25 protein-coding genes and 3 riboswitches are annotated in these 25,759 nt (G+C 66.9%); of the genes, 14 read left to right on the top strand and 11 right to left on the bottom strand.

Translation table 11 applies throughout. The annotated features are described in order from the left end of the window. Positions 1–37: 37 nt before the first annotated feature. Entirely contained in the window at positions 38–1,558 is a 1,521-nt protein-coding gene (locus tag D477_RS07430) for a sodium:solute symporter (RefSeq protein ID WP_005268396.1), read from the bottom strand. Between the two features lie 219 nt (positions 1,559–1,777). Here D477_RS07430 and D477_RS07435 point away from each other — a divergent pair, with 219 nt between their 5' ends. From D477_RS07435 to D477_RS21095, 4 genes are all read left to right on the top strand, one after another. Beyond that, on the top strand, positions 1,778–2,353 hold the full coding sequence (locus D477_RS07435) for a helix-turn-helix domain-containing protein (RefSeq protein ID WP_005268397.1): 576 nt from the start codon (positions 1,778–1,780) through the stop codon (positions 2,351–2,353). A gap of 113 nt (positions 2,354–2,466) precedes the next feature. Further along, entirely contained in the window at positions 2,467–3,591 is a 1,125-nt protein-coding gene (gene speB / locus D477_RS07440) for an agmatinase (RefSeq protein WP_005268398.1), read from the top strand. A 2-nt stretch (positions 3,592–3,593) separates the two neighbouring features. Continuing rightward, positions 3,594–5,261 carry a thiamine pyrophosphate-binding protein gene (locus D477_RS07445; RefSeq protein WP_005268399.1) on the top strand — a complete coding sequence of 556 codons (1,668 nt, stop codon included), beginning with the start codon at positions 3,594–3,596 and terminating at the stop codon, positions 5,259–5,261. A 117-nt stretch (positions 5,262–5,378) separates the two neighbouring features. Beyond that, a complete protein-coding gene (locus D477_RS21095; RefSeq protein ID WP_005268400.1) occupies positions 5,379–6,068 on the top strand; it encodes a DUF4190 domain-containing protein in 690 nt (229 codons plus the stop codon). A gap of 106 nt (positions 6,069–6,174) precedes the next feature. Here D477_RS21095 and D477_RS07455 read toward each other — a convergent pair whose 3' ends face one another. Beyond that, positions 6,175–6,603 (bottom strand): very short patch repair endonuclease, encoded by a 429-nt coding sequence (locus tag D477_RS07455; RefSeq protein ID WP_005268401.1) that lies wholly within the window; start codon positions 6,601–6,603, stop codon positions 6,175–6,177. 167 nt (positions 6,604–6,770) lie between these two features. Between D477_RS07455 and D477_RS07460 the strand changes: the two genes are divergently transcribed. Together D477_RS07460 and D477_RS07465 are read left to right on the top strand one after the other, a co-directional pair. Further along, entirely contained in the window at positions 6,771–7,631 is an 861-nt protein-coding gene (locus D477_RS07460; RefSeq protein ID WP_005268402.1) for a hypothetical protein, read from the top strand. 25 nt (positions 7,632–7,656) lie between these two features. Next, on the top strand, positions 7,657–8,349 hold the full coding sequence (locus D477_RS07465) for a maleylpyruvate isomerase family mycothiol-dependent enzyme (protein ID WP_005268403.1): 693 nt from the start codon (positions 7,657–7,659) through the stop codon (positions 8,347–8,349). On the opposite strand, the gene ligM is transcribed toward D477_RS07465, so the two are convergent. The 3 genes from ligM to D477_RS07480 all read right to left on the bottom strand — a co-directional run bounded on the left by ligM (position 8,276) and on the right by D477_RS07480 (position 11,277). Continuing rightward, entirely contained in the window at positions 8,276–9,682 is a 1,407-nt protein-coding gene (gene ligM / locus D477_RS07470; protein WP_005268404.1) for a vanillate/3-O-methylgallate O-demethylase, read from the bottom strand. The genes D477_RS07465 and ligM overlap by 74 nt on opposite strands. A 169-nt stretch (positions 9,683–9,851) precedes the next feature. Further along, entirely contained in the window at positions 9,852–10,253 is a 402-nt protein-coding gene (locus tag D477_RS07475) for a GlcG/HbpS family heme-binding protein (protein WP_005268405.1), read from the bottom strand. Between the two features lie 187 nt (positions 10,254–10,440). Next, entirely contained in the window at positions 10,441–11,277 is an 837-nt protein-coding gene (locus tag D477_RS07480; protein WP_005268406.1) for a M23 family metallopeptidase, read from the bottom strand. Positions 11,278–11,280: 3 nt separating this feature from the next. Further along, positions 11,281–11,471: riboswitch (cyclic di-AMP (ydaO/yuaA leader) on the bottom strand. Between the two features lie 287 nt (positions 11,472–11,758). On the opposite strand from D477_RS07480, the gene D477_RS07485 reads away from it, so the two are divergent. Next, on the top strand, positions 11,759–12,382 hold the full coding sequence (locus D477_RS07485) for an FMN reductase (RefSeq protein WP_005268407.1): 624 nt from the start codon (positions 11,759–11,761) through the stop codon (positions 12,380–12,382). 20 nt (positions 12,383–12,402) lie between these two features. On the opposite strand, the gene D477_RS07490 is transcribed toward D477_RS07485, so the two are convergent. The 3 genes from D477_RS07490 to D477_RS07500 form a co-directional block, all read right to left on the bottom strand. Further along, on the bottom strand, positions 12,403–12,828 hold the full coding sequence (locus D477_RS07490; protein ID WP_043846073.1) for a pyridoxamine 5'-phosphate oxidase family protein: 426 nt from the start codon (positions 12,826–12,828) through the stop codon (positions 12,403–12,405). Then, positions 12,818–16,414 (bottom strand): TM0106 family RecB-like putative nuclease, encoded by a 3,597-nt coding sequence (locus tag D477_RS07495; protein ID WP_005268409.1) that lies wholly within the window; start codon positions 16,412–16,414, stop codon positions 12,818–12,820. The genes D477_RS07490 and D477_RS07495 overlap by 11 nt, the downstream gene beginning before the upstream one ends. A gap of 200 nt (positions 16,415–16,614) precedes the next feature. Continuing rightward, the gene (locus D477_RS07500) at positions 16,615–16,959 is read right to left on the bottom strand and encodes a hypothetical protein (protein ID WP_005268411.1); all 345 of its coding nucleotides are present in this window, start codon (positions 16,957–16,959) and stop codon (positions 16,615–16,617) included. Positions 16,960–16,970: 11 nt separating this feature from the next. Then, a riboswitch (SAM riboswitch) is annotated at positions 16,971–17,141 on the bottom strand. Between the two features lie 167 nt (positions 17,142–17,308). Then, a riboswitch (SAM riboswitch) is annotated at positions 17,309–17,432 on the top strand. Between the two features lie 27 nt (positions 17,433–17,459). On the opposite strand from D477_RS07500, the gene D477_RS22630 reads away from it, so the two are divergent. From D477_RS22630 to D477_RS07525, 5 genes are all read left to right on the top strand, one after another. Beyond that, positions 17,460–17,624 carry a hypothetical protein gene (locus D477_RS22630; RefSeq protein WP_190273538.1) on the top strand — a complete coding sequence of 55 codons (165 nt, stop codon included), beginning with the start codon at positions 17,460–17,462 and terminating at the stop codon, positions 17,622–17,624. Further along, positions 17,621–18,055 carry a PIN domain-containing protein gene (locus tag D477_RS07510; protein WP_005268414.1) on the top strand — a complete coding sequence of 145 codons (435 nt, stop codon included), beginning with the start codon at positions 17,621–17,623 and terminating at the stop codon, positions 18,053–18,055. Before D477_RS22630 ends, D477_RS07510 begins: the two co-directional genes overlap by 4 nt. Positions 18,056–18,126: 71 nt before the next feature. Further along, complete coding sequence (locus D477_RS07515; RefSeq protein WP_043846078.1) at positions 18,127–18,405, top strand: hypothetical protein; 279 nt, start codon at positions 18,127–18,129, stop codon at positions 18,403–18,405. Between the two features lie 41 nt (positions 18,406–18,446). Next, positions 18,447–19,250, top strand: coding sequence for an alpha/beta fold hydrolase (locus tag D477_RS07520; RefSeq protein WP_005268416.1), 804 nt, complete (start codon positions 18,447–18,449; stop codon positions 19,248–19,250). Between the two features lie 10 nt (positions 19,251–19,260). Beyond that, on the top strand, positions 19,261–19,662 hold the full coding sequence (locus D477_RS07525) for a YchJ family protein (RefSeq protein ID WP_005268417.1): 402 nt from the start codon (positions 19,261–19,263) through the stop codon (positions 19,660–19,662). A 36-nt stretch (positions 19,663–19,698) separates the two neighbouring features. On the opposite strand, the gene D477_RS07530 is transcribed toward D477_RS07525, so the two are convergent. After that, the gene (locus tag D477_RS07530) at positions 19,699–23,019 is read right to left on the bottom strand and encodes a DEAD/DEAH box helicase (RefSeq protein ID WP_005268418.1); all 3,321 of its coding nucleotides are present in this window, start codon (positions 23,017–23,019) and stop codon (positions 19,699–19,701) included. Between the two features lie 135 nt (positions 23,020–23,154). Then, entirely contained in the window at positions 23,155–24,321 is a 1,167-nt protein-coding gene (locus tag D477_RS07535; protein ID WP_005268419.1) for a glucose-1-phosphate adenylyltransferase family protein, read from the bottom strand. A gap of 130 nt (positions 24,322–24,451) precedes the next feature. On the opposite strand from D477_RS07535, the gene D477_RS07540 reads away from it, so the two are divergent. Next, positions 24,452–24,784 carry a hypothetical protein gene (locus D477_RS07540; RefSeq protein ID WP_005268420.1) on the top strand — a complete coding sequence of 111 codons (333 nt, stop codon included), beginning with the start codon at positions 24,452–24,454 and terminating at the stop codon, positions 24,782–24,784. A gap of 10 nt (positions 24,785–24,794) precedes the next feature. Here the strand turns inward: D477_RS07540 and D477_RS21770 are convergent, their stop codons facing one another. Continuing rightward, positions 24,795–25,283, bottom strand: a complete 489-nt coding sequence (locus tag D477_RS21770) for a LapA family protein (protein WP_005268421.1) — start codon at positions 25,281–25,283, stop codon at positions 24,795–24,797. Between the two features lie 122 nt (positions 25,284–25,405). Here D477_RS21770 and D477_RS07550 point away from each other — a divergent pair, with 122 nt between their 5' ends. After that, complete coding sequence (locus D477_RS07550; protein WP_005268422.1) at positions 25,406–25,684, top strand: hypothetical protein; 279 nt, start codon at positions 25,406–25,408, stop codon at positions 25,682–25,684. The last annotated feature ends 75 nt before the right edge of the window (positions 25,685–25,759 follow it).

Genomic DNA, 25,759 nt, shown 5'->3' on the forward strand with positions numbered 1-25,759 from the left:
GAGTTATCGGGGGCCGTCCCGCCACAGGCCGGCGGGCTCAGTGGCGCGTGAGCTCCTCCGGGCCTTCCACCGGAACTTCCTCCGTCACGCGGCCGGCCACACGCTGGTCCCAGGCCGCCCGGACATCGGGATCCGTGGGCCGGGTGGCAAGCGAGACCACGATGTAGCTCAGCAGGGATGCAGCAAGGCCGTAGTAGATGGGCTCGTTGGCGTAGATCCCGGCGTACTGCTCCTCCGCATTGATCTCCAGGACGATCATGGTGGTCAGCGTGACAACGCTGCCGACCGCCATCGAAACCGCGGCGCCCATGCCGGTGCCGCGCTTCCAGACCAGGCCGCCGAGGATCGCGATCAGCAGCCCGCCGACCAGGATGTCGTAGGCGATGGTCAGTGCGGCGACGACGTCCTGCACCATGATGGCCAGCACGATGGACACGGCCCCGAGCCCGAAGACCCACCAGCGGTTGCCGGCGACGTCATGCTCGGCATGGTCGTGGTCGTAGTGGACGGTCTTGCCGAACCAGGACGCGACGAACGGCACCACATCAGCTTTCGCCACGGTGGCCGCAGCGATCAGGGTGCCGGAGGCGGTGGACATCATGGCGGCAACGGCCGCGGCCAGCACCACGCCGCCGATGCCGATCGGCAGCAGGTTCATGGCGACGTCGGCGTAGACATCGTCCGCTACCTCGATTTCGGGAATAACGACGGCGGCAGCCATGCCGATCAGTGCGCCGGCGGCACCGTAGAGGATGCAGTAGATTCCGGCCGTCGCCCCGCCCCACCGGGCGACCCCGGGCGTGAGGGCGGTAAACACGCGCTGCCAGATGTCCTGTCCGATCAGCAGGCCCAGCATGTAGACCACGAAGTAGGTGATGATGGTCTGGACGCCGATGCCCGTGATGGAGAAGAACTCGGCGTCCACGCGGCCGCGAATGCCCTCCAGCCCGCCGGCCGAAGACCAGGTCAGCGGCAGCATCAGGAAGAAGACACCGATGGTCTTGATGACGAACTGGGCCATGTCGGCGAGGGTGATGGACCACATGCCGCCCACGGTGGAGTAGATGAGGACAATGGCGCCGCCGACCAGGATGGCCAGCCAGCGCTCCCAGCCGAACAGCACCACCATGATGGTGGCGTAGGCCCCGGTGGAAGTGGCACAGAGCATGAGGGTGTACGCGAGCATGACGATGCCCGAGAATCTCGTGGCATGCACTCCATAGCGCAGTGTCAGCATCTGGGCCACGGTGTAGATTTTCAGCTTCTGCAGCGTCGGTGCGAAGAGCAGGCTCAGCACGAGCACGCCGGCGCCGATGGCAACAACGAGCCACATGCCAGAAATGCCGTACTGGTAGCCGAGGCCGACGCCGCCGACCGTGGAGGCGCCGCCGAGGACGACGGCGGCCATGGTTCCGGTGTAGAGCATTGGGCCAAGCCGTCGCCCGGCGACCAGGAAATCGCTGGTGTTCTTGGTGCGGGACTTGCCCCACCAGCCGAAGAGCAGCATGGCGGCCAGATAGGCCACGACGATAACGATGTTGATGACTTGACTGTTCATGAGGGAACTCCGGGAGAGGGGAGCGGCGGTAGAACCCGCCCGTGCTTTTGCCTATCAGGCAACAAGTGTTGATTGATAGGCTAATTGTGGCGGGCCTCACCCGTCAACTGTCCCACTCCGGCGGGCGGCTCTTGCGGGGTGAAGATGCCTCCCTGGCGTGCGTCGAAGCCTGCGCGATGGTTAAGTGCTAGGGAACTGATGTTGCGAAAGAGGACAACTTTGAAAGCACTGCCCGTTGAGCCCAGCAATGCTCCCATTGCCATCGGTTCGCGCATCCGCGCCGCCAGGCAGGGGCAGCGGATGACAATCGAGCAGGTCGCGGATTCCACCGGCCTCACCAAGGGCTTCCTGAGCCGGGTGGAGCGGGACCTGACCTCGCCGTCGGTCGCTTCGCTCGTGACGCTATGCCAGGTGCTGGGGATCTCCATCGGCGATTTGTTCACCATGCCCGAAACCCACCTGTCCCGGAAGGGCGAAGGCCCGCGGGTCAGCCTGGGGGGCGAGGGCATCAAGGAGGAATTGCTCACTGCGCGGCACGAACACCGCCTGCAGATTATCCGCGCCGTCATCGAACCGCACGGGCGCGGCGAAAGCGAACTGTACTCGGTGGACTGCGACGTCGATGTGCTGCAGGTGCTCTCCGGCCGGATCACCCTCATCTTCACCACGGAGCGCTACGTACTGGAGGCTGGTGACACGATTTCCTTCCCCGGACGCGAACCGCACACGTGGGTCAATGACAATGATGAACCGGCCGTGGTGACCTGGACTTTGGTGCCCGCCGCATCCCGCTGATTCAGCTTCCCGGTGCCCCTCGAGTGGGCGGGCCCCTTGACTGAGGGCGCGGTCACAATTAGCGTATTTCAAAACACTTGATGCCTATTAGGCAACTTTTCCAGGAGGCCCCGGTGGAAGAAATCCGCATCGAAAACAATGGCAGGCTCGGCCCGATCGACTCGTCGCGCATCCCCCGCTTCTCCGGAGCGGCGACGTTCGCCCGCCTGCCGCGGCTGGACCAGGTGGGCCGGGCCGACGTGGCGGTCGTCGGTGTTCCTTTTGACGCCGGTGTGTCCTACCGTCCGGGCGCCCGCTTCGGCTCCAACCACATCCGCGAGGCTTCACGGCTGCTGCGTCCCTACAACCCGGCCTGGGACGTCAGCCCGTTCGAAGAGCTGCAGGTGGCGGACGCCGGAGACATGGCGGTCAACCCGTTCCACATCAACGAGGCCATCGAGACGATCCAGCAGAACGCGCTGGACCTGACCGCCGATGGCACCCGCCTGGTCACCCTCGGCGGCGACCACACCATTGCGCTGCCCCTGCTGCGTGCCGCCGCCGAGCGGGCCGGCCAACCGGTCGCGATGCTGCATTTCGACGCGCACCTGGACACTTGGGACACCTACTTCGGTGCCGAGTACACGCACGGCACACCGTTCCGCCGCGCAGTGGAAGAGGGCATCCTCGACACCGAAGCGATCAGCCATGTGGGAACGCGCGGCCCGCTCTACGGCAAGAAGGACCTGGACGACGACCGCCGCTTCGGCTTCGGCATCGTGACCAGCTCCGACGTCTACTATCAGGGCGTGGCCGAAATCGTGGCGAAGCTGCGGGACCGGATCGGGAACCGCCCGCTCTATATCTCGGTGGACATTGACGTGCTCGACCCGGCCCACGCGCCCGGCACCGGCACGCCGGAAGCCGGCGGCATGACCAGCCGCGAGCTGCTCGAAATCATCCGGGGCTTCCGCGGCATGAACCTCATCGGCGCGGACGTCGTGGAAGTAGCGCCTGCCTATGACCACGCGGAAATCACCGGCGTCGCCGCCAGCCACGTGGCCTACGACCTCGTCACGCTGCTCGCCGCCAATGCCGCGGACACCGCGGAGGGTGCGCGCGCGGCGGAAGCCGGCGGAGAGTACGACGGCGGCGCACCGGTAGGTGCGGGCGTCTCGCCCCAGGTGCCGGCCGGGTCGCGCAAGCTGCACGGGGACCCGGTGGCGGAAAGCGCGCTGGGCGCCCGGGAAGGACGCTGAGCATGGAGCAGCTGAACGGTGGCGGGACCCGCAACGGCGGCGACCTCGTCGTCGAAACCCTGAACGCGCTGGGCGCGACCACGGTCTTCGGCATTCCCGGCCAGCACGCCCTGGGCCTGTTCGACGCGCTCTCGCGCTCGAAGCTGCAGTTCATCTCCTCCCGGGTGGAGAACAACTCGGCCTTCGCCGCGGACGGGTTCTCCCGCGCCACCGGCGAAGTGGGCGTGCTGTTCCTGTCCACCGGCCCGGGCGCGCTCACGTCGCTGGCGGGACTGCAGGAGGCCTATGCCACCGGCGTGCCGATGGTGGTGGTCGCCAGCCAGATCCCATTGGAGGGCCTCGGCGCGCGGCGGAAGGGCATGCTGCACCAGCTCGACGACCAGAAGGCCTCGGCCGCCAACGTGACGAAGAGCCAGCGGCTGATCCAGCACGCCTCCGGCATCCCCTCGGCCATCCAGGACGCTTGGACCGAGGCCATTTCCTCGCCGCAGGGGCCGGTCTGGGTCGAGATACCGCAGAACGTACTGCTCGATCCCATTGTGGTCCCGCCGGTGGAAGACGCGCTTGCGGAGGCGTTCGACAACCCGCCGCGGACCGAGCTGGTCAAGGAGGCGGTGAAGTGGCTCGCTGCAGCGCAGCGCCCGGCGATCATTGCCGGCGGCGGTGTCCGCCGCGGCAAGGCTGAACCATGGCTGCAGTCGATCGCGGAAAAGCTCCGGGCACCGGTGGTTTGCTCGCCCGGCGGCAATGGCGCCTTCCCTTGGCTGCACGAGCTGTCGCTGCAGTCCTGGGTGGAGGACCGGTACGTGACCGAGGTGCTCGAGGACGCCGACGTGCTGCTCGTGGTCGGTTCTTCGCTGGGCGAGGTGACCAGCAACTACTTCACGCTGGAGCCGCGCGGCCGCATCATCCAGGTGGACGCGGAACCGCGGGTGCTCGAGTCCAACCGGCCGGCCCTGGGGATCCGTGCCGACGCAGGCCAGGCGCTGGAAGCGTTGGATGCTGCGTTGGAAGCCGGCGCCACCAGCCCGGACTGGCACGGAAAGACGCCGGAGCAGCTGGTGAAGGAGACGCTTACCAAGGTGCAGGAGCGCCTTGACAGCCAGGACCTGGCGAAAGAACGGGCGTTCATGGCGGACATCCGCGCGGCGGTGCCGGACACCATGCAGACCTTCTGGGACATGACCATCTCGGCCTACTGGGCCTGGAGCTGCTGGGATTCGCGCGAAGGCCAGTTCCACTCGGCCCAAGGCGCCGGCGGCCTCGGCTTCGGCTTCCCCGGCGCGATCGGCGGTGCCGTCGGTCTCGCGTCCGCGGGCCTGCCCGCACGCGTGCTTGCCGTCTCCGGCGATGGCTCGGCCATGTACTCGATCAGCGAGCTGGCCACCGTGCGCCAGCACAACCTGCCGGTCACCTGGCTCATTGTCGACGACGGCGGGTACGGCATCCTGCGCGAGTACATGGAGGGGGCGTTCGGCCAAGCGACCGCCACCGAGCTGGCCAGGCCGGATTTCGTCAAGCTGGCCGAATCCTTCGGGGTGCCGGCCCGCCGGGTGCGGCCCGAAGACGTCCGGGAGGCGCTCGCGGAAAGCCTTGCAGCGGAAGGCCCGAACGTCGTCGTTGTTGAGACCCGGCTGAAGATGTTCGCACCGACGCACCTGGCCACCTGACGCCGGCCTCGATGGGGACTCCTCCCCATCGAGGCACCGACGGGGTTGGGATAGACTGCTGGCTGGCGCCGCAATCGCATCGCGCCTGATCACACGCACTTTTACCCGGGGGAATCCGTGTCACATCAGTCTGAAACACCGTCCACCAATCCGCAGGGCAACACCCCGCAGAGCGAAGGGCAAACGCAGCAGCCGGCAGGCCAGCCGGGCAGCTACGGTCGGCCGTATGGCCAAGGCACGGCCCACGCCTCGCAGTACGCCGGCTACCCCGACCAGGCCGGCTACGGCTACCAGCAGGCGCCGAAGCAGAAGAGCGGCCTGGCTATCACCGCGCTGGTGCTCGGTATCGTCGCCATTGGCGCTTCCTTCATCCCGTTCCTGGGCATGGTCAGCTTCATCCTGGGCCCGCTGGCGGTCATCTTCGGCATCATCGCGCTGGTGAAGAAGCAGAAGAAGGGCTTTTCCATCACCGGCATCGTGCTTGGCGCGCTCGGCGCGATCATCGCCGGCATCATCACCGCGGTTATGGCAGTGGCGATCTCGTCGGTGACCGGCGAGCACACCGTCCAGTACAAGGTGACCGCCGACGGGCCGGCGACCGTTGTCTACACTGACGGGCTCGATCCTGTGCAGGAAGAGATCACAGGCGACTGGGAGCAGGAAATCACCTTCACCGGAGTTCCCGTTGGCGCCTTGACCGTCGTGTCCGATGGAAACGTCAGCTGCGAAATCATCATGGACGGCCAGTCCGCGGCCACCAACTCGGGCGTCGGCCAAGCCGACTGCGTAATCGAAGAAATTCAGTAACCGGCGATTCCCGCCGGTAAGCAGCAGCGGCCTCTTCCCTGGATTGGGGAGGAGGCCGCTGGCGTTTCCTGGCCGCTGCAGCCAGTTTTCCCATTCGCGGCCGTTGTCAGTCGAGGAAGCTGACCAGCCGGTTTTCCAGCTCGGACAGATCGGTGCTTCTTTTGAACTCGCACTCCCAGACGGTCAGCACCTGCCAGCCCTCTGCTTGGAGCTGCTGCCGCTGGTCGGCATCACGGGCTGCGGTGCGCTCACGTTTGGCGGACCAGAACTCCGCATTGTTCTTCGGCGCGTGCTGGCCCGCCCGGCAGTCATGCGAGTGCCAGAAGCAACCGTTCACGAAGATGACCTTGCGCCGTCCTGCGAATACGAGGTCCGGCTTGCCCGGCAGCTTCCCGCCCGCCGCCGAGCCATGCAAGCGGTAGCGGTAGCCGCGGGCGTGCAGCAGCTGGCGCACCAGCAGTTCGGGTTTGGTGTTCTTGCCGCGGATCCTGGACATGTTGGCGCTGCGCTGCTCGGGAGTGAGCTTGTCCGCCATGCCTCCAGTCTAGTGTTCCAGGAATGCAGTAGGCCGGCTAAACCCACTACATTCATAGTGGGTTGGGCGGTAGGATCGTCTCAGTCCCGCCCGGCTTCATCGACGAAACATCCGGGCCTGCGTAGAGTGCGGACGGCGGGAGCAGACGGAGGAAGGGGCACTTCGACATGGCTGGACAGATTCCCGACAACGCGGCAGTGATGAGTCTGTTGGATGATTTTTCGCTCGAGATGACCGGCAAGGACGTGCCTGCGCTCGAAGAGGCCGCCGCCCTGATTCCGGCCGGAACCCGGATCAACGTGACCTTCCTGGCCAACGAGGACCTGCCGATGCGCGTGGCGGCAGCGGCGGCGGTCAAGAGGCTTGGTTTCGTCCCCGTCCCGCATATTTCCGCGCGGCGGCTGGCCTCCCGGTCGGAGCTGGAGGAGTTCCTCGCGGCGCTCGCGGAAGCGGCTGCTCCCGAAGATGTCTTTGTCGTGGGCGGGGATCCTGCCGAACCGTTGGGGCCGTACGAGGATTCGCTCGCCCTGATCCGCACCGGCCTGCTGGGCGGCTACGGTATCCGCCGGGTCAGCATCGCCGGTTATCCCGAGGGCCATCCGGACATCAGCCAGGGCCAACTGTGGCAGGCGGTGACGGGCAAGGCAGCAGCCCTGAAAGAGCAGGGGCTGGAGGCGGCGATCATCACGCAGTTCGGCTTCGACGCCGATCCGGTCTTCGACTGGCTGCTGGAATTGCGCCGCCGCGACGTGGACGCGCCGGTGCGGCTGGGCGTACCGGGACCCGCAGGGGTCAAGCGGCTGCTCAACTATGCCCGGCGCTTCGGTGTGGCCTCCTCTGCCGGCATCGTGCATAAGTACGGCTTCTCGCTGGCCAACCTGCTGGGCACCGCCGGGCCCGACAAGTTCCTCCGTGAGATCGCTGCCCGCCACGAGGAGTCGGTGCACGGCAGGATGCTGGTGCATTTCTACACCTTCGGCGGGTTGAAGGCGACGGCCGGATGGGTCCGCGACTTCCGCACGAAGTGACACCTGGAGGAAGTGGAGGTATCTGATGGCCGGCATCTGGCCCGCGGTCCACGCGGAGAGACACTCCCTGATCCGGGATCTCAAGCTTCTGCCCCCGGAGAGCTGGGCGGTTCCTTCGCTCTGCAGGGGCTGGGACATCCACGATGTCCTGGCGCACCTCGTTGATGACGCGAAGACCACACGGCTCGGATTCGTCCGGGATTTCGTTGCCGCCGGCTTCGACTTTGACCGTGCTTCAGCCCGAGGGGTTGCCCGCCACCGGGCCGAAAACCCTGAGCGTACCCTGGCGGAGTTCCAAACAGTGAGCGGGCGCACGACGAGCGCTCCGGCGCCGTTGGCGACCCGATTGGTGGAGGTCTTCGTGCACGGGGAGGACATCCGGCGGCCGCTTGGCATTTGCCGCGATTACCCGGCGGCCCATGTCGGAACCGCGCTGCGCTACCAGCTGGCCACCACGGTGAAGTTCAGTGGTGGCAAGGAACGAGCGGCAGGACTCCGTCTCGTGGCCACCGATGCAGACATCAGCATTGGTGCGGGCCCGGAGGTGCGGGGGAGCGCCATCGCCCTGTTGCTGGCAGTATCCGGCCGGCCCCTGCACGAAGGAGCTCACGGGCGCAGGGGCCGCCGCGTTGGTTGGCTAGGCCTTAGCTCTTGCCGCCGGTCCGCCAGCCGCCCTGGTAGTCCTTGCGGGCGGTCTCGGAATACGGCACCGGGCTGACCACGGCCCGGACCTCGAGCTGTTGGTGCGGCTCAACCGTGGTCTTGCGGGTGCCTCCGTCGGGCTCGCCCCAGATGACCTTCAGTTCGGTGCCCTCGGGGACGTCCGGGTCCACCGTGGCCAGCGACAGCGCACGCTTTTCGTTCGCGCTGTAGCCGGTGAACATCGACAACCCCACGGTGGTGCCGTCCGCGTCCACGACGGCGTCGTAATTGGAGGAGCCGTAGTTGGCCAGCGGCAGGTCGAAGTACTTGTACGGGGTGCCGCTAGTGTCGAAGAGCGAAGCGAAGATCTTCGCCACGTCATCGCCGTTCCAGGCCAGAGTGACCTTCTTGCGCTGCGTGGCCGGGTCGATCTTCTCCAGCGCCTCGCGGCCGATGAAGTCGTGGTCGAACTTCACGAAGGATCCGTAGCCGAGCTCCCATGGGGTGAGGTAGTAGTCCTCGATGTTGCCGGAGACGAAGCTGCCGGCCACCGCGTTGGTCGCCTCGTAGCTGTCCGCGCCGAGCCACTCCCGGTACGGGCGCAGTTCCTCCCCGGTGTAGATGGCCGGCAGGGGCGAGGGGATCCAGCCGGACTCGAGCGTGTTGGACGGGTACGCGCGGGCGCCAACGGCGAGCATGCCGAACTCCTTGCCGGCCTCAAGGATGGTCTCGCGCGCCTTGTCGTAGCTCTCGTACGGACCCCAGATTTCCAGGCCCGGGGCGCCGGCCATGCCGTGCCGCAGGGTACGGACCTGGGCTCCGGCGACGTTCATGTGATCCATGTTGAAGAACTTCAGCTGCTCGACCGGTCCGCCGTTGACCTTCTCGATGATCTGCCACGCATTCGGGCCCTGGATCTGGAAGCGCCAGTACTTGCGTTTGACCGGCTGCCCCATCGGACGGGACGGGGAGCGCCGGTCCACCACGATGTCGGCGTTATAGCCGCCGGTTTCGCCGTGGTAAAGCAGCCAGTTCGCGGCCGGCGCCCGGCCCACGTAAATGTATTCGTCCTCCGCCTCGTGGAACAGGATGCCGTCGCCGATCACATGGCCGGCCGGCGTCGTCGGCACGTACTGCTTGGCCTTGTTGACCGGGAAGTTCGCGACGGAGTTGATGGCCGTGTCGGAGATCAGCTTCAGGGCATCAGGACCCTTGATGAACAAGTTGTCCATGTGGTGCGACTGGTCATACAGCACCGCGGTCTCGCGCCAGGCCCGCTGCTCGCTGCGCCAGTTGGTGAACTCGGGAGCGACCACGGGGTAGATGTAGGCGCCGAGCTGCGAGTTGCGCAGCATCTCGACGGTGTTGCCGGACTGGTCCAGGACTTCTTGCAGGTTCTTGGCACTCATGTGTTTCGGGTCCTCCTAGATCTTGACCTAGCCGTGGATATCCAGGACGTAGGCTGCGGCTCTGTTTCCTGACTTGGGGAATTGCTCCTTGGATCGGTTGGCCGCGAAGTGACAGGACTCACGCTAGCTGACATGACCCACTATCGCTATAGGTATTTTCGTGCGGCGCTCAGAGGGCCGCCGCGCCGTCCTCGGCGACGGTCTGGTCCTGTTCGCCGCTGCCGCCGCTGACGCCAATGGCGCCGACCACCTGGCCGTCCCGGCTGAGGGGGATGCCGCCGGCGAATATCATGATGCGGCCGTGGTTGCTGGCGTGGATGCCGTAGAACTGCTGGTTTGGCTGGGCGTTGTCGCCCAGGTCCTTGGTCTGGATGTCGAAAGCGCGCGACGTGAACGCCTTATTGATGGAGATGTCGATACTGCCCAGCCAGGCCCCATCCATCCGTACATGCGAAACGAGGTTGCCACCGGAGTCGACGACGGCGATGTTCATGGGCTGGCCGATTTCGGCGGCTTTGGCCTCCGCAGCGGAAATGATGGCGCGGGCCTCAGCCAGATTCACTGTGTTCATCGGATTCCTCCAAGGAACCGCCGGCAAGGCGCGTCTTTGCGCCCTGTGTGGACGCGGCGGTACGCACATCCACGGTAGTCCCGCCGACCAGTGCTGGCTAGGCACGAAAAACGGGGGCTATGCGGCTTCATGCCGCACAGCCCCCGTTCCAGAGCCTTCGGGCCTGCCTGCGCAGGCCCGTACGCAATTAGAGGTACTTGGCCGGATCCACGTCGTCCCCATCGATCTGGACCTCGAAGTGCAGGTGGCAGCCGGTCGAGTTGCCGGTCGTACCCAGCGACGCGATGTTGTCTCCGGCGGAAACCTTCGCGCCCTGGCTGACGCCAATGCTCTGCAGGTGGTTGTAGGTGGTGGTCATGCCGTCGGCATGCTTGATCACCACGCGGTTGCCGTAGCCGCCAGCGCTGGAAGAGGTCTCCTCGACGGTGCCTGCTGCTGCAGCAGTAACGGGAGTGCCGCATTCCAGTGCGAAGTCCAGGCCGTTATGGAATTCACCGGCGGCACCGGTAACCGGGTTGATCCGGTAGCCGAAGCCGGAGCTGGTGACCATCTCCTGGACCGGCGATACCAGGCCTTCGTTGGAAGCCTTCTGTTCCGCTGCCTTCTTGGCCTTGGCCTCCTCGGCCTTCTTGGCTGCCGCCTCAGACTTGGCCTCGTCCTTCACGGACGCTGCTGCGGCCTCCATCCCGGTCTTTTCGGGAGCAGGTTTGCTGCTGACCTCGACCCGGGTGAAGTCGGCGGCTGCGTCTTCCGGAGCGGTGACGGCGGCCGGGCTGACGCTGGCAGCCTGGGTTGTGCCGAGCTGCTCTGCGCCGGCCTGGGCGGTGGGAACGGCTGCGAGAGCCAGGATGCCCGTGGTGGCCAGGGCGATACCGAACTTCTGGCTCCGGGTGGCGAAGAAACTATGGCCCGTGCCGTTGTCGTCGGCGCGGCGGCGGCCTTCGGTCCCGTTGCCGCGGACAGTGGCTAGCAGGGAGGTGTCGGTGGAGCGACGGCGGCCGCGCATGGGTGTCTTGTTGTTCAAGGGGAATCCTCTCGTGGCGCCGGCGAAGTTAGCTGTCGGATTCGAGCCAGAGAGTTGTGCTCGGTTCGCCGGCGGGCAGGATTCAGCGATCTCTGCGGCCGTACGAACTTCACCCCAAGGCGCCCCCAAGCGCCAAAAAGTGGTTCCTCCGCCCCTGTCGGGAAAATCTTGAACGGATCCGGTCTGCTGACAGGGCTAGGCGGGCAGCCGGGTTTTGCTACCACCGGGAGCGTGGCAACGCAATCAAACTTACCTGCTGGTCACGAGCTGTTACAAACTCGTTATAGGTGTTTGTCGACACATCAACGTTTAAGCGGCGTGGCGGCTTGCCCGTAAGTGCGTCGCCGCGCAAGGGACTTCCGTGCCGACTTCCGCATGTCGTGCTGCACGACCCTGTGGAGCGGGTGGAATAAACGGCATGGCATGCTGGTTCCAGAAGTAAATGCAATCGCATGAACAGTTGAGGAACCAGGAGAACAGCATGTCCGAACGCAAGATCGTCGTATTGTCCGCGGGCTTGGGCGTTCCATCTTCCAGCCGGATGCTGGCGGACCAGCTCGCCAAGTCCGCTGCCAAGCGCTTGGCCTTGACCGAGGAGAGAGCTGTTATTGAGACCTTCGAGCTGCGGGAGTACGCCGTGGATATCGCCAATAACATGGTGACCGGCTACGCGGGCCCAAAGCTTGCAGCAATGATTGAAGCGGTCACCTCTGCTGATGCGCTGATCGCGGTCACGCCGGTCTTCAGTGCCTCCTACAGCGGCCTGTTCAAGTCATTCTTCGATGTCATCGACAAGGACTCACTGGCCGGGAAGCCGATCCTGGTCGGCGCGACCGGCGGCACCGCCCGCCACTCGCTGGCGCTCGATTACGCCATCCGCCCGCTGTTCAGCTACCTGCGGGCGCGGACCACCCAGACTGTCGTTTTTGCCGCACCCGAAGACTGGGGATCAGGGGAGGGGACGGGCAGCAGCATTGAGCGCCGTTCCGACCGCGCCGCGGCCGAGCTGGTCGCGCTGATCCAAGGTAGCTCGGCTCCTGAGACCGGCCGTGGCGGCGTGGAATCCCTCAGCTTCGAGGAGATCCTGGCGAACGTCGGCCACTGAGCAGGCGGTGCCGGGGCGTCCTAGAAGCGTTCGGGCTGCTGGCCGAGGATGAAGTGCCGGCCGGTGATCCGTGTCGGCTTGACCTCGATATAGAAGTCCTTGAGCGTCGGAATCCAGGTCTTCAGTCCCAGGCTCTCGGCGGCGGCGATCTCCTCGCCGGACTGCAGGATCCGGGCCGTGCCTTTGATGACGACGCTCCAGGCTTCATCGCTGCTGATTCCGTCCGTTTCGAAGAGGACGTTCTCGTTGATGGCGATCTCAGCCAGCTTGGTGCCCGGCGCGCTGCGCATCATGAGCAGGTTGTTGTGCGCCAGGTAGTTGATCGGGAAGATATCCGTCTCGCCCGCAGCAGTGAGGACGATCCTGCCGTGTCGGGTATTGGTGAGCAGCTTCCAGCACTGTTCGTCGGTGAGTTCGAGGACCGGGTCGTCATGTTCAAACATCATGCTCCAATCTTCTACGACCGGTAGAAGATTGTGAAGGGTCCGGCATGCAAAGTCCGATAAACGCGCCCAGTTCCTCGAGCCCTTCCGGCCTGGCCGGCAAGTAGCCGGTCAGGGCCTGCGAACGGACAATGACGGCACGCCATTGGCCGCGGGAAACCGCCACGTTCATGCGGTTGCGGTTCAGGACGAAGTCCATTCCGCGCAGCGCCCGGGTTGCGTCCGACACGGCCGTCGAGATGATCACCACGGGGGCTTCGCGGCCCTGGAACTTGTCCACGGTTCCTACCCGGACATCGGGGAGTCCGTCCGCTTCCAGGCAGTGCCGAATCAGCTGGACCTGGGCGTTGTAGGGCGCCACTACGAGGATGTCGGCCTGGGCCAAGGGGCGGGCGGAGGGGCCTGCCTGTGGATCCGTCCACGGCAGGCCAAGGTGCCGGCGGACTTGGCGGACCACTTCGCCGGCTTCCTCGGGTGAGGAGGTGGAGTTGCCGGAATGTTCCAGGAGCACGCACTCGACGCCTGGCGCTGCTCCCTCCAGGAGGCGTCCGCTGGCGGCGGAGGCACTGGAGAGGCGGCCTTCATAGGAGAGTTCCGAGACTGCCTGGCACAGGTCGGGGTGCATCCGCCAGCTCAGTGCGAGGAAATAGCCAAGCTCTTCCGGCAGGGTGGCGTGGCCGGCGGAGAGCCATCCAAGCGCCGACTGGTCCACCGGCTCCGGATGCGTGCCCTGCGTGACCTGGGGCAGTTGCTGCGGATCCCCGAGAAGCAGCAGCCGCCGGGCGGCTTGGGAGACCGCCAGCGTGTTGGCCAGCGAGAATTGCCCGGCCTCGTCGATCACGAGCAGGTCCAAGGAACCGGCGGGCACATTGCTGCCGGTCATGGTCCAGGCAGTTCCGCCCACCAACGCGCCGCCGGCGGCACCCAGGAGCCGGGCCACGTCCGCATCCGTGGTCTGGTGCCACGGAACCGGGTTTCCGTTCGACTTCTTCGCGACGCGGTCCAGCGGGACACCGCCCTTCTCGATGGCAGCGGTCATCATGTGTTCGACGACGGCATGTGACTGGGCGACGACGCCGATCTTCCAGCCGCGTTCGACGAGGCGGCCGATCACATGGGCGCCGACGTGCGTCTTGCCGGAACCCGGCGGGCCCTGGACGGCGAGATAGGAATGGTCGAGGTCCGCGACGGCTGCCGCAATGGCATCGATGTAGGCATCCGCCCCCTCGCCGACCTGCGGCAGGGCAGGCAGCGTGGCCAGCCGGGGCCGCAACCGCTGCAACAGATCCAGTGCCGGCTGCTGCGGCAGGCGCGGCAGGTTCCGGCCCACTTCGGCGGCCAGCGCGGACAACGCCTCCCGGAGCGGCTTGCTGCTTGGCGGCTGGTCCGGAGTGAGCGCCATGGGCAGCTCATGGTACTCCTCGGCCGTCCGGGGCAGCCGTTCGTCCAGCAGCACAACGTCCTTGTCCCCGACGGCATCCAGTCCGACGACTTCGCTGCCAAAGCAAAAGCCGCGGTAGTTGACCCCGGTGTCCTGGTCGTACAGGTGCCGGGGGAGCGGCGGATCATAGACACGGCACAGCTTGGTGCCTTCCTTGATCGTTGACCCCGGGGCGAGCGTCCCCGTCAGCCGGAGCCGCCGGACCGGGTTTTTCCGCGGGGACGGCTTGGCCCAATCCTGCAGCACTTCGCCCGACTCGACCGTGAAGACGTCGCGGGTTTCCCACCAGTCGGACAGGGGCGCATTCAGCCGGTCGAAGTGGCCCCACCAGAACTGTTTGTCTTCCCGGCGGTGGTAGCCGACGGAGGCAGCGACCATGGCGACGGCCTGGTCGGCCGCCGAGATTTCCCTGCCCGCGTGCAGCGCTCTTTCGGTCGCGGCGGCGACGTGCTCCAGCAGCCGTGCCTCTTCCGGCGACGGATCATCCGGGGCACGCTCCGCTGCGGCGGCCGGAGGCTGGGCGCGGGGGATCCCGCGTTTGTCGGCAAGCTCCAGCAGCCAGTTGCGGAGCCGGAGCGTCGAGAGGCAGTCGTACTCGTTGTAGTCCCGGATGCTGGCGAGGATGCGTTCGGCCTCCGCCGCGCGGCCGCTGTCCCGCGCTTCGCAGTACAGTGCATACGCAATCACGGAGGCGCCTGCGTCCTTGACCTCCCCGGCGCGCAGATTGTCGCCCATGTACAGCGGCTCAAGCTTCTTGATGCTGTAGGACTTCTCCGAGATCCGCAGGCTGTTGCGCACCACATCGTAGAGGTCCACCAGCACTCCCTCGCGCAGCAGGGTGTCTACGGCATCTTCACCGATGACGTGCTGCAGGGACAGCCTGCGCAGGGCGGCCTTTTCATAGTTGGCGTAGTGGTAGATATGCAGGTCCGGGAACTGCTGCCGGCGGCGCGCCACGTAGTCGAGGAAGTCGGCCAGCGCCTTGCCCTCCTCAGCGCGGCTGTGCGCCCAGAACGGCCGGAAGGGCGGGACGGCGCCGGGATCCGCGGGGTTTTCCATCACCCCGAACAGGTACTCCAGGCCCCACTCACCTGTCTGGTCCTGCCAGAGCGGATCGCCTTCGAAGTCGAAGAAGATATCGCCTTCACTGGACCGCGGCAGCGTGCCCAGCGCGTTCGCCTCCAGCAGCCGGTAGGCCAGGCGGTGGGCCGTTCCGTCACCGTCGGTGTATTCCACCGCGCCGTCCGGCTCGGCCAGGCCGGTCTGCATTCTGGCCTGGTCCCGTAGCCGGGCGAGCGCGCCGTCCGGGGACTCGCCCGCCGGCAGCTCCATGGCGGCGAGCAGGTCGATCGTGGTGATCCCGAGGGCATGCAGCTTGCGCCGCCGCGTGCTGCCCATGCGGGACACGAGCCGCAGGTCCCGGTGCAGGGCCACCTGCTCGGCACAGTAGTCGCAGCGGCCGCACGCCGTGTACCGCTCGTCCCCCCAGGCCACCGGATCCGGCTGGGCCCGATGGTCCGCCGTCAGTTCGAGGAAGCGGTCGCGGCGCTCGCGGAACACCGGCAGCAGATCCTGCAGGCTGTGGTCACTGCGGGAGCGGTTGCCCAGCACCAGCGTGACCGTGGGCGACGGCGCGATGCCGGCCTTCAGCAACTGGTCGCCATAGGCCGCGAGCTGAAGCAGCGCAGTGACCTTGGCATGCCGGGCGAGTTTGGTGTCGTACACCGCGTATCGGGCGGTGCCGCCGTCCTGTTCCTTGACCAGGAAATCCGAGCGCCCGTGGAAACTGCCGTCGAAAAAGGAGGCCTGGAACACCACGTCCGCGCCGGAGCGCAGCGCCTCCATCGACTCCGCGTGCTTATCCTCCAGCAGGGGCCGGGTGTAGCCGGTGATTTCGCTGATTTCCACGACGCCCGGTCCGAACCTGTCCCGGAAATCCTGCAGCACGCTGTGTTCGTGCACATCCCCCAGGGCGGCCGTCCGTGCGAGCATCTCGTCCGGTTCGAACTCGGCCTTGGGGCTGCGTCCGAGCTTCTCATCCAGCTTCCGCAGCAGCTGGTACTCGCACTGCGCCGCGACGACCAGGTCGCTGGCTGTGAAGATGAGTTCCCGGGGCGCTCCCGGCTGCAGCGGATCAAGCAGGAACACGGTGCCTCCTGATGCAGAAGTTGGTCCCGCCGGCTCCGAAACCCCGTTGGGGGACCCGGGCCGGCGGGCGGCTTGTGATGCTCAACTTCTATCAGCCGGCTGCGACATTTTTTGCAGTTCGAGGCAGGCGGCCCTGCCGGTGCCACGGGCCTGCCGACCGCCAAGGGAGGACACAGACTGTGCCGCAGCGCGCCGGTGCCTTAGTTGCAGTCCCGGGCTCCGCCGTCGTCGTCAAGCATCCGCTGCAGCGAGAAGAACCGGTTGCCGGACCCCGGCCTGATGCTGGGAATAAGCAGTTTGGAGTACTTTTCGCACCAGAGCGCGGTCCCGTCCGAGTCCTTGGAGGCCTCCACGATGGCGCGGATGTCCTCGGAATAGAGCATTTTCTGCTCGCCGTCCAGGCACAGCTGGACCAGGCTCAGCTCAGCTTCGATATGGACGGAAACTTCGATCCATTCGTCCAGGACACTGTCGTCGCGGACGTCAAGGGTGCGGTCGTCGTGGTTGCTGCGGCTGTCTTTTTCTGTTGGGTATGCACTCATCATTCTTGTTCTCTCAGTTGTTCTTGCCCGCACCGAGTCCCCTTTCAGAACCTCGTTGTTCTGCGAAAATGCAGGCCGCTTCGTCATCCGAACCACCCAGCGAACATGGGGTTGGTGCGTGACCGGTCGGAGCCGTGCTGTACACCGACAGGCTGCCGGTGTGTTGCGGGTCACATCTCGTGAAGCAGTTCCCACTATATGGTCCGGCACCGACATAGCCAAACAGTTGCGGCGAAGTAAACAGTTTGTTGTAGGCCCGTTACTGTCTGTGACCGCCCGTGATGGGCGTGTTACTTCCAGTGAACCGCTGACTGGTGACGGCTGGTGCAGGCTCCGGTTATACTCGGTCCAGCTTCAGGAATTGCGGCCGCCAAGCTCCGACTTGGCCGCGTACCAACCCCACGCTCTCTGGGTGGTTCGGATGACGAAGCGGCCTGCATTCGCCCTCGGGCAAATGGTGCGGGCAAGAGCACGCGAAAGGACCGGTGCCCGGCACCGCTTCCATGAGTACAGTTATTGCCGCACGCGCCGGTCTGCGCGTCATGAGCCTGGCCGAATACGAACAAGTCGCTGCCGCACGCCAGGAGTTCGTGGACTTCCTGCTCGGGTCCGGAACCCATAGCGGTGCGGCCGAAGCAACTCCCAGAGCGAAGGCCACGGCCTGGTGAACGAGCCTTCGGGACTGCTGCTGGACACCGATGTGCTGGCCGAAGTCCGCCAGCCGCGGCCGCACCCGGCCGTGGTGGACTTCCTGCAGCGGCGGCGGCACCTGGGGATCTATATTTCCGCGTTGTCCGTTGCGGAACTGCATGTGCTCGGCAACCGGGACAACGGGGGAGCGGACGACGGCGGTGCCTGGCTTGGCGAGCTGACGTCCCGTTTCGCCGGGTTCATCCTGCCCGTGGACCTCAGGGTGGCGCTCGCGTGGGCTCCGATGGCCGGCCATGTGCAGGTCTCAGCGGTTGATTCCCTGGTCGCCGCAACGGCTGTCCAGCACTGCCTGACGATCGTGTCGCGGAATGTCGACGGCTACCGGAAGCTGGCGGTCCCCGCCATCGATCCGTGGCAGGTCGGCCAGTTCGCCGAGGACCGCGCGTAGGCCCTTCAGGCCTTACCGACTTGCCGCCGGTGCGCGAGAATGGAGGCAGGGGCGCGTTGGAGGAGACAGCGATGGCACGCAAACCAAGAAGAACCGGCGGCACGTTCGGAGCGGTACGGGCCGAAGGCATCGGGCCGATGCCGCTGCATGGTTCGGCAGGGGATCCCGTCATGCCGAACCTGGCCGCAGCCCAGATCCCAGGTCCAGGCACCGCCCACATCATCGCGGGGGAGGGCGGCGTCCACCCGGATGACGTTTCCGACCCCTTCGAACAGCAGGGCCACCAGCGCCTGGGCGGCAGCAGGTCCGGCGGGATCCGTGGCTGGCTGAAGCGGCGGAGGCGGCGCTAGCCTGCCGGGTGCCGTCCTTCGTAGTCAATAGACTGGGGATCATGCCCCATGCTGTGAATCCGGACGACGCAACCCCGATCGGCTATGACGTGGCGGGCAGCGGTCCCGCCGTCGTCATGCTGCACGGATCCGCCCTCTCGCGTGCCATCTGGCGCGGCCTCGGCTATGTGAAGGCGCTGGCCGGCGACCGGACGGTGGTGCGGATCGACCTGCGCGGGCACGGCCGCAGCGGGAAGCCCCACCAGGCCGAGGCTTACGCCATGCCGAAAATCGTCGGGGACGTCCTGGCCGTGCTGGACCAGGAAGGGATCGGCAGGGCCGCAGTGGTGGGGTACTCCTTTGGCTCGCGGGTGGGCTTTGCCTTGGCCTCGGCTGCTCCGGAACGCGTGGAGCGGTTCGCCGCCTTGGGCGCAACGTACCGGGGGCAGGGCGGGCAGGTCGCCAAGGTGTTTTTCGACGGCTATCTTGAGGCGCTGCGGAGCGGCGGCATGGAGGCGTTCATCGATGGCCTGGAAGCCGCCGGCCGGACGCTCGATCCGTCAACCAAGGCAGCTTTCCGGGCGAATGATCCGCAAGCCCTGGTGGCGTACTTCGAGCAGACCGAACGGGAACCCGGCCTGCCCGAGGAGGAACTGAGCGGCCTCGGCCTGCCGGCGCTGCTCATGGCCGGGACCAATGACAGCGTGCGTTTGGCGGATTCGCAGCGCGCGGCAGCTCTGATGCCGGACGCGCGCTTCGTCGAACTGCCGGGGCGGACGCACGCCTCGACACTCTTCCCGGCCGGCGAGGTCCTGGCCGAACTTGCGCCGTTCCTGTCGGCACAGCCGCCTGCACAGCGGGGATAGGGTGTAACCCATGCCCACGCCGACCCAGTCTTCCGCTCCGTGCCCCTGCCAAAGCGGCGCCGGCTACGATGCCTGCTGCGGCCGGCTGCACCGCGGAAAAGCCGAGGCGGCCACGGCGGAGGAGCTGATGCGCTCGCGCTACTCCGCCTTCGCCGTCGGGGACCGCACGTATTTGTTGAAGACCTGGTCCTCGGAGACCCGTCCGCGTGGGCTGGAGCTGGATCCCGGGCAGGAATGGACCGGGCTGGAGATCCTGCGGGTGGCGAAGGGCGGCGCGGAAGATCGGGTTGGAACGGTGGAGTTCCGCGCCCGCTTCCGGACTGGCGGAATCGAGCACCAGCAGCAGGAAGTCAGCACATTCGTGCGGGAGGACGGCCGCTGGGTCTACCGCGAGGCGCTGTCGCTGCGCTGAGGGTGCCGGCGGCATCCTGGCCGCGCCGCCGCAGCCTCAGCTTTCGAGCAGCCCACGGATGTCGTCGGCGCTGAGCGTAGACGAGAACATCGCGTCGTCGTCCATGACGGAGGAGAAGAGCTTGGCCTTGGTTTCCTTCAGCGCCATGACCTTCTCCTCGATCGTGCCCTTGGACACCATGCGGTAGACCATGACGTTCTTGGTCTGCCCGATCCGATGCGTGCGGTCCACGGCCTGGGCTTCGCTCGCCGGGTTCCACCACGGATCGAGCAGGAAGCAGTAGTCCGCCTCGGTCAGGTTCAGGCCGAACCCGCCGGCTTTGAGGCTGATCAGGAAGACCGGTGCCTTGCCCTCCTTGAAGCGGTTGATGACTTCGGCCCGCCGGCGGGTGGTGCCGTCCAGGTAGGCGTACTCGACGCCCTCGACATCAAGCCGTGCGGCTGCCTTCTTCAGGAAGCTGGTGAACTGGCTGAAGATCAGCGCGCGGTGGCCTTCGCCCAGGACATCCTCGAGCTGCTCGAACAGCACATCGAGCTTGCTCGACGGCACGGCTGAGTAATCGTCGTGGACCAGCGAGGCATCCAGGCTGAGCATGCGCAGCAGCGTCAGCGACTGGAAAATCGTGAAGCGGTGGCGGTCCATGTCCTCCACCAGCCGCAGGATTTTCTGGCGCTCCCGCTGCAGGTGGGTGTCGTAGATCTTCCGGTGCTTGGCGCTTAGCTCCACCTCGAGCACCTGCTCCTGCTTGGGCGGAAGGTCCGTGGCGACCGCCTCCTTGGTGCGCCGAAGCATTAAGGGGCGGATCCGCCGTCGTAATTTGGCCAGGAGTTCCGCACTGCCGGAGCGTTCGATGGGCCGCTGGTAGTGGTCCGCGAATTTCAGTGCGGAGGGGAAGAGGCCCGGCGCGGCGATCGCCAGGATGGACCACAGTTCCATCAGGTTGTTCTCCAGCGGGGTGCCCGTGATGGCCAGCTTGAATCCGGTCTTGAGGTCGCGCGCGGCCTGGTGCGCCTTGGTGGTGCGGTTCTTGACGAACTGGGCCTCGTCCAGGATGAGGCCGGCCCATTCCTGTGCCTGGTAGTCCTGCGCGTTGATGCGGAAAAGCGCGTAGGAAGTAACGACGACGTCCGCCTCCGCCGCGAGGTCCGCCAGCGGGCGGCGGCTGCGCGCCTGGGTGTCGGTGATCGCGGCGACCTTGAGGCCCGGGGTGAAGCGGGCGGCTTCGTGCGCCCAGTTGGGCACCACCGAGGTGGGCGCGACCACGAGGAACGGTCCGGCGGGACGGTCCGCGCTTTCCTTGGCGTGGGCGATCAGCGCCAGCGCCTGCAGGGTCTTGCCGAGTCCCATGTCGTCGGCGAGCACCCCGCCCAGCCGGAAGCGCCACAGGAACGCCAGCCAGTTGAAGCCTTCGCGCTGGTAGGGCCGCAGCTCGGCGTGCAGGCCGCCGGGCAGCGGAGTCGGCTCGACGGACGAGAGCCGCAGCAGGCCGCTGACGGATTCCTGCCAGGCCCGGGCCTGCTCGGTTTCGGCGGCGAGCTCCTCCAAGTCCTCCCAGAGCCCGGCCTGGTAGCGGCTGATCTTCAATTCCCCGGTGTTGCGGTCCTGCAGCGCCATGGCCTCGTCCACCAGGGCGCGGAGCTTGTCGAAGACCGGCTGCTCGAGGGAGAGGTAGGTCTTGTCCACCAGTAGCAGCTTCTTCTGCCCTCGGGAGAGCGCGCGGAAGATGTTGCCGAAGGGAATCTCGCGGCCTTCGATCTTCACCATGACGCCAAGGTCGAACCAGTCCGTCTGCTCCGACTCCACGGTGCTGATGGTCAGCTCCGGCGTGGCGGTCAGTTCCCGATAGTCCGGGCGCTCGCCGACAACGTCCACCCGGACGCCGTCGAGCCTTTCCAGGCGCGGCAGCACCTCCTGGGTGAACTCGACGGCGGCCATGTCCTTGAGCGTGGATTCGGCCTGGAGGTCCTGGCCGGGGAGGATGCGGCGGACCGCGGCCAGCAGCGCGGTTTCGGCCTCGGTGTCCCGGTAGCCGGTTTCCCCTCCGGCGGGCTCGAGCGGCTTGCGCACTGCGGTTTCACCGGCGGTGTATTCGAACTGCCAGCTGAGCTTGAGCGTGTTGGCCTTGCCATAGGCGGCGGTGAGGACCAGGACGGGCGGGATGATTTCGGGCAGCTCGACCGACGCGTCGGTGCTGGTCAGGCTGATGGTGCGCTGCAGCCTCGGGTAGACGCGTTCCAGGAACTCGGGAATGTCCTGGACCGGGATGCTGACCGTGGCGGGCCGCTGCAGCAGTTGCTGCTCGGCGGGCGTCAGCTTCTTGTCCGTCGGCGCCAGCGTGACCTGCCGCAGTTCAGCCTGGTAACTATAGGCACCGTGGTTGCCGATGGCTCCGGCGCTTTCCAGCGGGTGCGCGGCGCCGTCGATGAACAGTACCGGGTCCAGGCTGAGGTCCGCGCCGGCTTCCGGCGAGCGTGCGTCCAGCCGCAGTTCGGCGTGCCGGCCGATGATTACGCTGGTATCCGCCTTGGCGCCCATGAGTTCGATGCCCAGGTCCCGGGCCTCGTCGAGGAGCTGCCAGAGCAGGGGGCTGCTGAACTCGTCCAGGTAGAGCCAGTCGTTGTCCTCGCCGAAGTGCAGCTGGCCGCTGGCCCGGTGCAGCGGAACGAACTGGGAGAACCAGCGGTGCTGCTCCGGGTCCAGGTTGAGCCCGTAGGTCTTGAAGCTGATCGAGTTCCAGCGCAGGTTGCTGCGGACCCAGCGGCCGCTGTCGTTGCGGACCACCGGCCGGACGCCGAGCTGGAGCCGGCTGGTGGGCACCCGCCCGCTGTGGCTGACGCCGGAGCCGGGACGCCACTGCTGGTGTGCCTGCAGGGTCTGGTCCCGCACCTCGAACTGCAGGCCCAGCAGCATGGGGCGGCCCGAGGGCCGTTTGCCGGCGAGCCGGGGCGAGCGGGCGGTGGCGGCGGGAGCCGGATCAAGCAGCGGGCCAAGGGCCTGCTGCCAGTGGGGGCCGGCGGGGCGTTCGGGCAGCTTGAAGTCCTCCCGGGCCTGCAGATTGCTGAGATTGGCGAACAGCAGCGTCGCAGCAACGTGTTTGCAGTCCCAGCCCACCGGGCAACTGCAGGTGTTCTCCACCAGGCGGTAGCCGGCGTCGGAATTCTTGAGCTGGATCCGGCAGCGGTAGGGGACCGCTGCGGTGCCTTGGACCCGGCTCGTGAGCACGCCGGTGTCCGCGTCCCACGCCAGGTCCTGCACCGAGCGAGCAGTGGAGTACGTCTTTCCTCGGGCGAACGCGGCGCCGCCGACATGGCGGATGATTTCGCCGGCGTCGACCTGGGGGAAAGAAAACTCAGGCATCCCTCCATCCTTTCACGTGCCGGCCGATAGGGCCGTCCGGCGCCGGGTGCTGCACGCCAGCGGTGGGACGGGGCCGCCCTGGCCGTTTCAAGGCGGCCTGTTCCTGCCGCTCACTGGCAGTGCTGGAAAGCGCGGTTATTTGCTGCCGGGTTCCAGCTCGGTACCCGCCGGGACCTGCCGGCCGCCCTCGACGCTGCTGCCGCTGCCCAGCACGGTGATAGCGCCGCCGGCAGACCCCACCGTGGCCTGCGCGCCGACCTGGGATTGGGCATCGGCGATCACCCGGGCCAGTCTGGCTCCCGCGTCCACCTGGGCGCCATGCAGCAGGACCGAATCGGCAACAGAAGCCCCGGCTTCCACGACCGCCCCGGGGCCGACGACGCTGCGCACCACGGTGCCGCGGACAGTGGCACCGGCGGCCACCAGGCTGTCCTCGACGCGTGCACCGGAGGCGACGAAGGCGGGCATGAGCTGCGGGCCGGCCGTGAGAATGGGCCACTGCGGATCGTGCAGGTCGAAGCCGTCCCCGGACAGCAGTTCCATGTGCGCTTCCCAGTAGCTGTCGATCGTGCCGACGTCCCGCCAGTAGCCGTCCAGCCGGTGCTCGGCCACGGTGCGTTGCTCCACGAAGTGCGGAATCAGGCTGTCCCCGTAGTCCTCCAGGCCGTCCCGGTCCTCGGCGAGCCGGTCCATCGCCTCCAGCAGGGCGTCGGCGTCGTAGAGGAAGATCTCGGCGGCCACCAGGTTGCCGGCGGGTTGTTCGGGCTTGTAGTCGAAGCCGGTGACCCGGCCACCCTCGGCCTGCACCACACCGTAACGGGAGGCATCGCCGTCGATAATGGTGGTGACCATGGTCAGGGCGGCCTCCGCGCCCAGATGGGTCTCGACGACGTCGCGGAAATCCAGCCGGTAGAGATGGTCCGCGCTCAGCACCAGCACCAGGGCCGGGTCGAACTCGCGGATCAGCACGGCCTGGCGGTGCAGTGCGTCGGCGTTCCCCTCGGCGAAGCCTTCGCCGTCAGCACCCTGGTAGGGCGGCAGGATCCGCAGGCCGCCGGTGGTCCGGTCCAGGTCCCAGGGGCGGCCGTTGGAGATGTGGTCGTTGAGCGAGTAGGGCAGGTACTGCTCGACGATCCAAACATCCGGAATGTGGCTGTGCTTCAGGTTGGAGAGCGGGATGTCGATCAGCCGGTAGTGCCCGCCGAAGGCCAGTGCCGGTTTCGACCGCTGGTCCGTCAGCATGCCGAGCCTGCTGCCGGCGCCTCCGGCCAGGATGATGGCAAGGATGCTCGGGCGCTTCATCCTTCAAGCCTAGCGGGAACAGTGGCTTGGGCTGCCGGTTGCTTTACCCGCGGTGGCCGTGCGGTTAGCGTGGGCCGTGGGCGGCAGGTGTGCCGCACCCCGATGCAAGGACGACAGATAGGGGCAGGCGATGAGCGAAGAGTCGGCGGAACCGGACCAGGCACAAGACGAACAGGCCCGGGACGAACAGGCCCGGGACGAACAGGCTCCGGACCAGCGGCCGGACAGCCGGCAGGACGCAGATGCCGGCCAGCCGTCCTACCCGGGTCCCGAGCCGGAGGCCCACGAGGAACTGTCGCCGGATCTGGGCGAACCCGAAGTCGCGTCGGCCGAGGACCCCGCGGCCGCTCCGGAGGAGTTCGACTTCCCGGAACCGGGCGTGACTCCGGGGCCGGCCGAGGAGCTGGACCGGGAATCCCCGGATGACCGCGGCCTGACGACGGAGACGTCCTCAAGCGAGTAGGGCCCGCGGGCTATACGTCCGGCTTGCGCTCCGGGGCCGGGTCCTGCTGGCTGGGCGTAGGCCGGGCCGGTCGGCCTTTATCCGCAGGCGATTCGTCCGTGCGCTGGTCCAGGCCGCGGCGCCCGGCAACGGGAGGTTCGACGGCGGTGCCGGGCTGAGTGCCGTTGAGCCGTTTCGCGTCCCGGCGGGCCTTGAGCCGCAATTGCGTGACCCGGGCGACGCCGGCGACAGCCACCAGCAGGCCGCCGGCCACGGCCGCGATGAGCAGGGCGACGCCGAGTGGCAAGGAGCCGGCCAGGCCAAAGTAGCGCACCTGCACGGCATCCTGGTTCTGCAGGATGAAGATGATCAGCAGGACCAGCAGGAGCAGGGCCGCGATGGTGAAGACCCAGATCATCGCGGTGCGGCTGGCCCCGGCCGGAGCGGGTGTCCCGGCGGTCCCGGCGGGCGCAGTGCCCTTGCGGTCGGAGGGGCGGTTGGCTGGAGTTCGCTCTGCCATGGGACGGTTTCCCTTCTGTCCACCGGATCAGGTAAGCCTGCTGACCAACGTATGGTTCCGCTGTTAGCGTGGAGTCTACCGGCCTCCGGGCCGCCTCCAGCCGCAGACTCAAGGAGATGGTCATGAGCACAGAAGCCAACGGTCCCCGCTCCCACGCCGACGCGAAGACGGAGCCGGAAGGCAGCATCCCCAACACCGAGGACGGGGTCGGGCTCGGCGCGGGCGCTGCCGACAGCACCTTTGAACCGGAAGAGACACCCGAGGCGGCTCCCGAACATGCCGGAGCCGGAACGGGTCCCGAGGCTCCGGAGCCGGATGAAGCGGCCGGCCCCGCCGAAGAGAAGGACCGGCAGACGCGGGATGACCGCGGGCTGACCACGGACACCACCCCGAGCGACTGACAACGGGCGGCTGAAAACCGCAGCGGAGGAGCCGGCTGGCCGGGCACGCGGCGCCGGCTCCTCCCGCGGGCTCAG

It is taken from the genome of Arthrobacter crystallopoietes BAB-32 (genome assembly GCF_000328305.2).
Lineage (GTDB): Bacteria > Actinomycetota > Actinomycetes > Actinomycetales > Micrococcaceae > Crystallibacter > Crystallibacter crystallopoietes_A.

Excerpts from the sequence above, each read along its gene's own strand:
- D477_RS07430 (WP_005268396.1), bottom strand. The coding sequence starts at position 1,558 with ATGAACAGTCAAGTCATCAACATCGTTATCGTCGTGGCCTATCTGGCC.
- D477_RS07445 (WP_005268399.1), top strand. The coding sequence starts at position 3,594 with ATGGAGCAGCTGAACGGTGGCGGGACCCGCAACGGCGGCGACCTCGTC.
- D477_RS07455 (WP_005268401.1), bottom strand. The coding sequence starts at position 6,603 with ATGGCGGACAAGCTCACTCCCGAGCAGCGCAGCGCCAACATGTCCAGG.
- D477_RS07460 (WP_005268402.1), top strand. The coding sequence starts at position 6,771 with ATGGCTGGACAGATTCCCGACAACGCGGCAGTGATGAGTCTGTTGGAT.
- D477_RS07465 (WP_005268403.1), top strand. The coding sequence starts at position 7,657 with ATGGCCGGCATCTGGCCCGCGGTCCACGCGGAGAGACACTCCCTGATC.
- ligM (WP_005268404.1), bottom strand. The coding sequence starts at position 9,682 with ATGAGTGCCAAGAACCTGCAAGAAGTCCTGGACCAGTCCGGCAACACC.
- D477_RS07475 (WP_005268405.1), bottom strand. The coding sequence starts at position 10,253 with ATGAACACAGTGAATCTGGCTGAGGCCCGCGCCATCATTTCCGCTGCG.
- D477_RS07485 (WP_005268407.1), top strand. The coding sequence starts at position 11,759 with ATGTCCGAACGCAAGATCGTCGTATTGTCCGCGGGCTTGGGCGTTCCA.
- D477_RS07490 (WP_043846073.1), bottom strand. The coding sequence starts at position 12,828 with ATGATGTTTGAACATGACGACCCGGTCCTCGAACTCACCGACGAACAG.
- D477_RS07500 (WP_005268411.1), bottom strand. The coding sequence starts at position 16,959 with ATGATGAGTGCATACCCAACAGAAAAAGACAGCCGCAGCAACCACGAC.
- D477_RS22630 (WP_190273538.1), top strand. The coding sequence starts at position 17,460 with ATGAGTACAGTTATTGCCGCACGCGCCGGTCTGCGCGTCATGAGCCTG.
- D477_RS07515 (WP_043846078.1), top strand. The coding sequence starts at position 18,127 with ATGGCACGCAAACCAAGAAGAACCGGCGGCACGTTCGGAGCGGTACGG.
- D477_RS07520 (WP_005268416.1), top strand. The coding sequence starts at position 18,447 with ATGCCCCATGCTGTGAATCCGGACGACGCAACCCCGATCGGCTATGAC.
- D477_RS07525 (WP_005268417.1), top strand. The coding sequence starts at position 19,261 with ATGCCCACGCCGACCCAGTCTTCCGCTCCGTGCCCCTGCCAAAGCGGC.
- D477_RS07530 (WP_005268418.1), bottom strand. The coding sequence starts at position 23,019 with ATGCCTGAGTTTTCTTTCCCCCAGGTCGACGCCGGCGAAATCATCCGC.
- D477_RS07535 (WP_005268419.1), bottom strand. The coding sequence starts at position 24,321 with ATGAAGCGCCCGAGCATCCTTGCCATCATCCTGGCCGGAGGCGCCGGC.
- D477_RS07540 (WP_005268420.1), top strand. The coding sequence starts at position 24,452 with ATGAGCGAAGAGTCGGCGGAACCGGACCAGGCACAAGACGAACAGGCC.
- D477_RS21770 (WP_005268421.1), bottom strand. The coding sequence starts at position 25,283 with ATGGCAGAGCGAACTCCAGCCAACCGCCCCTCCGACCGCAAGGGCACT.
- D477_RS07550 (WP_005268422.1), top strand. The coding sequence starts at position 25,406 with ATGAGCACAGAAGCCAACGGTCCCCGCTCCCACGCCGACGCGAAGACG.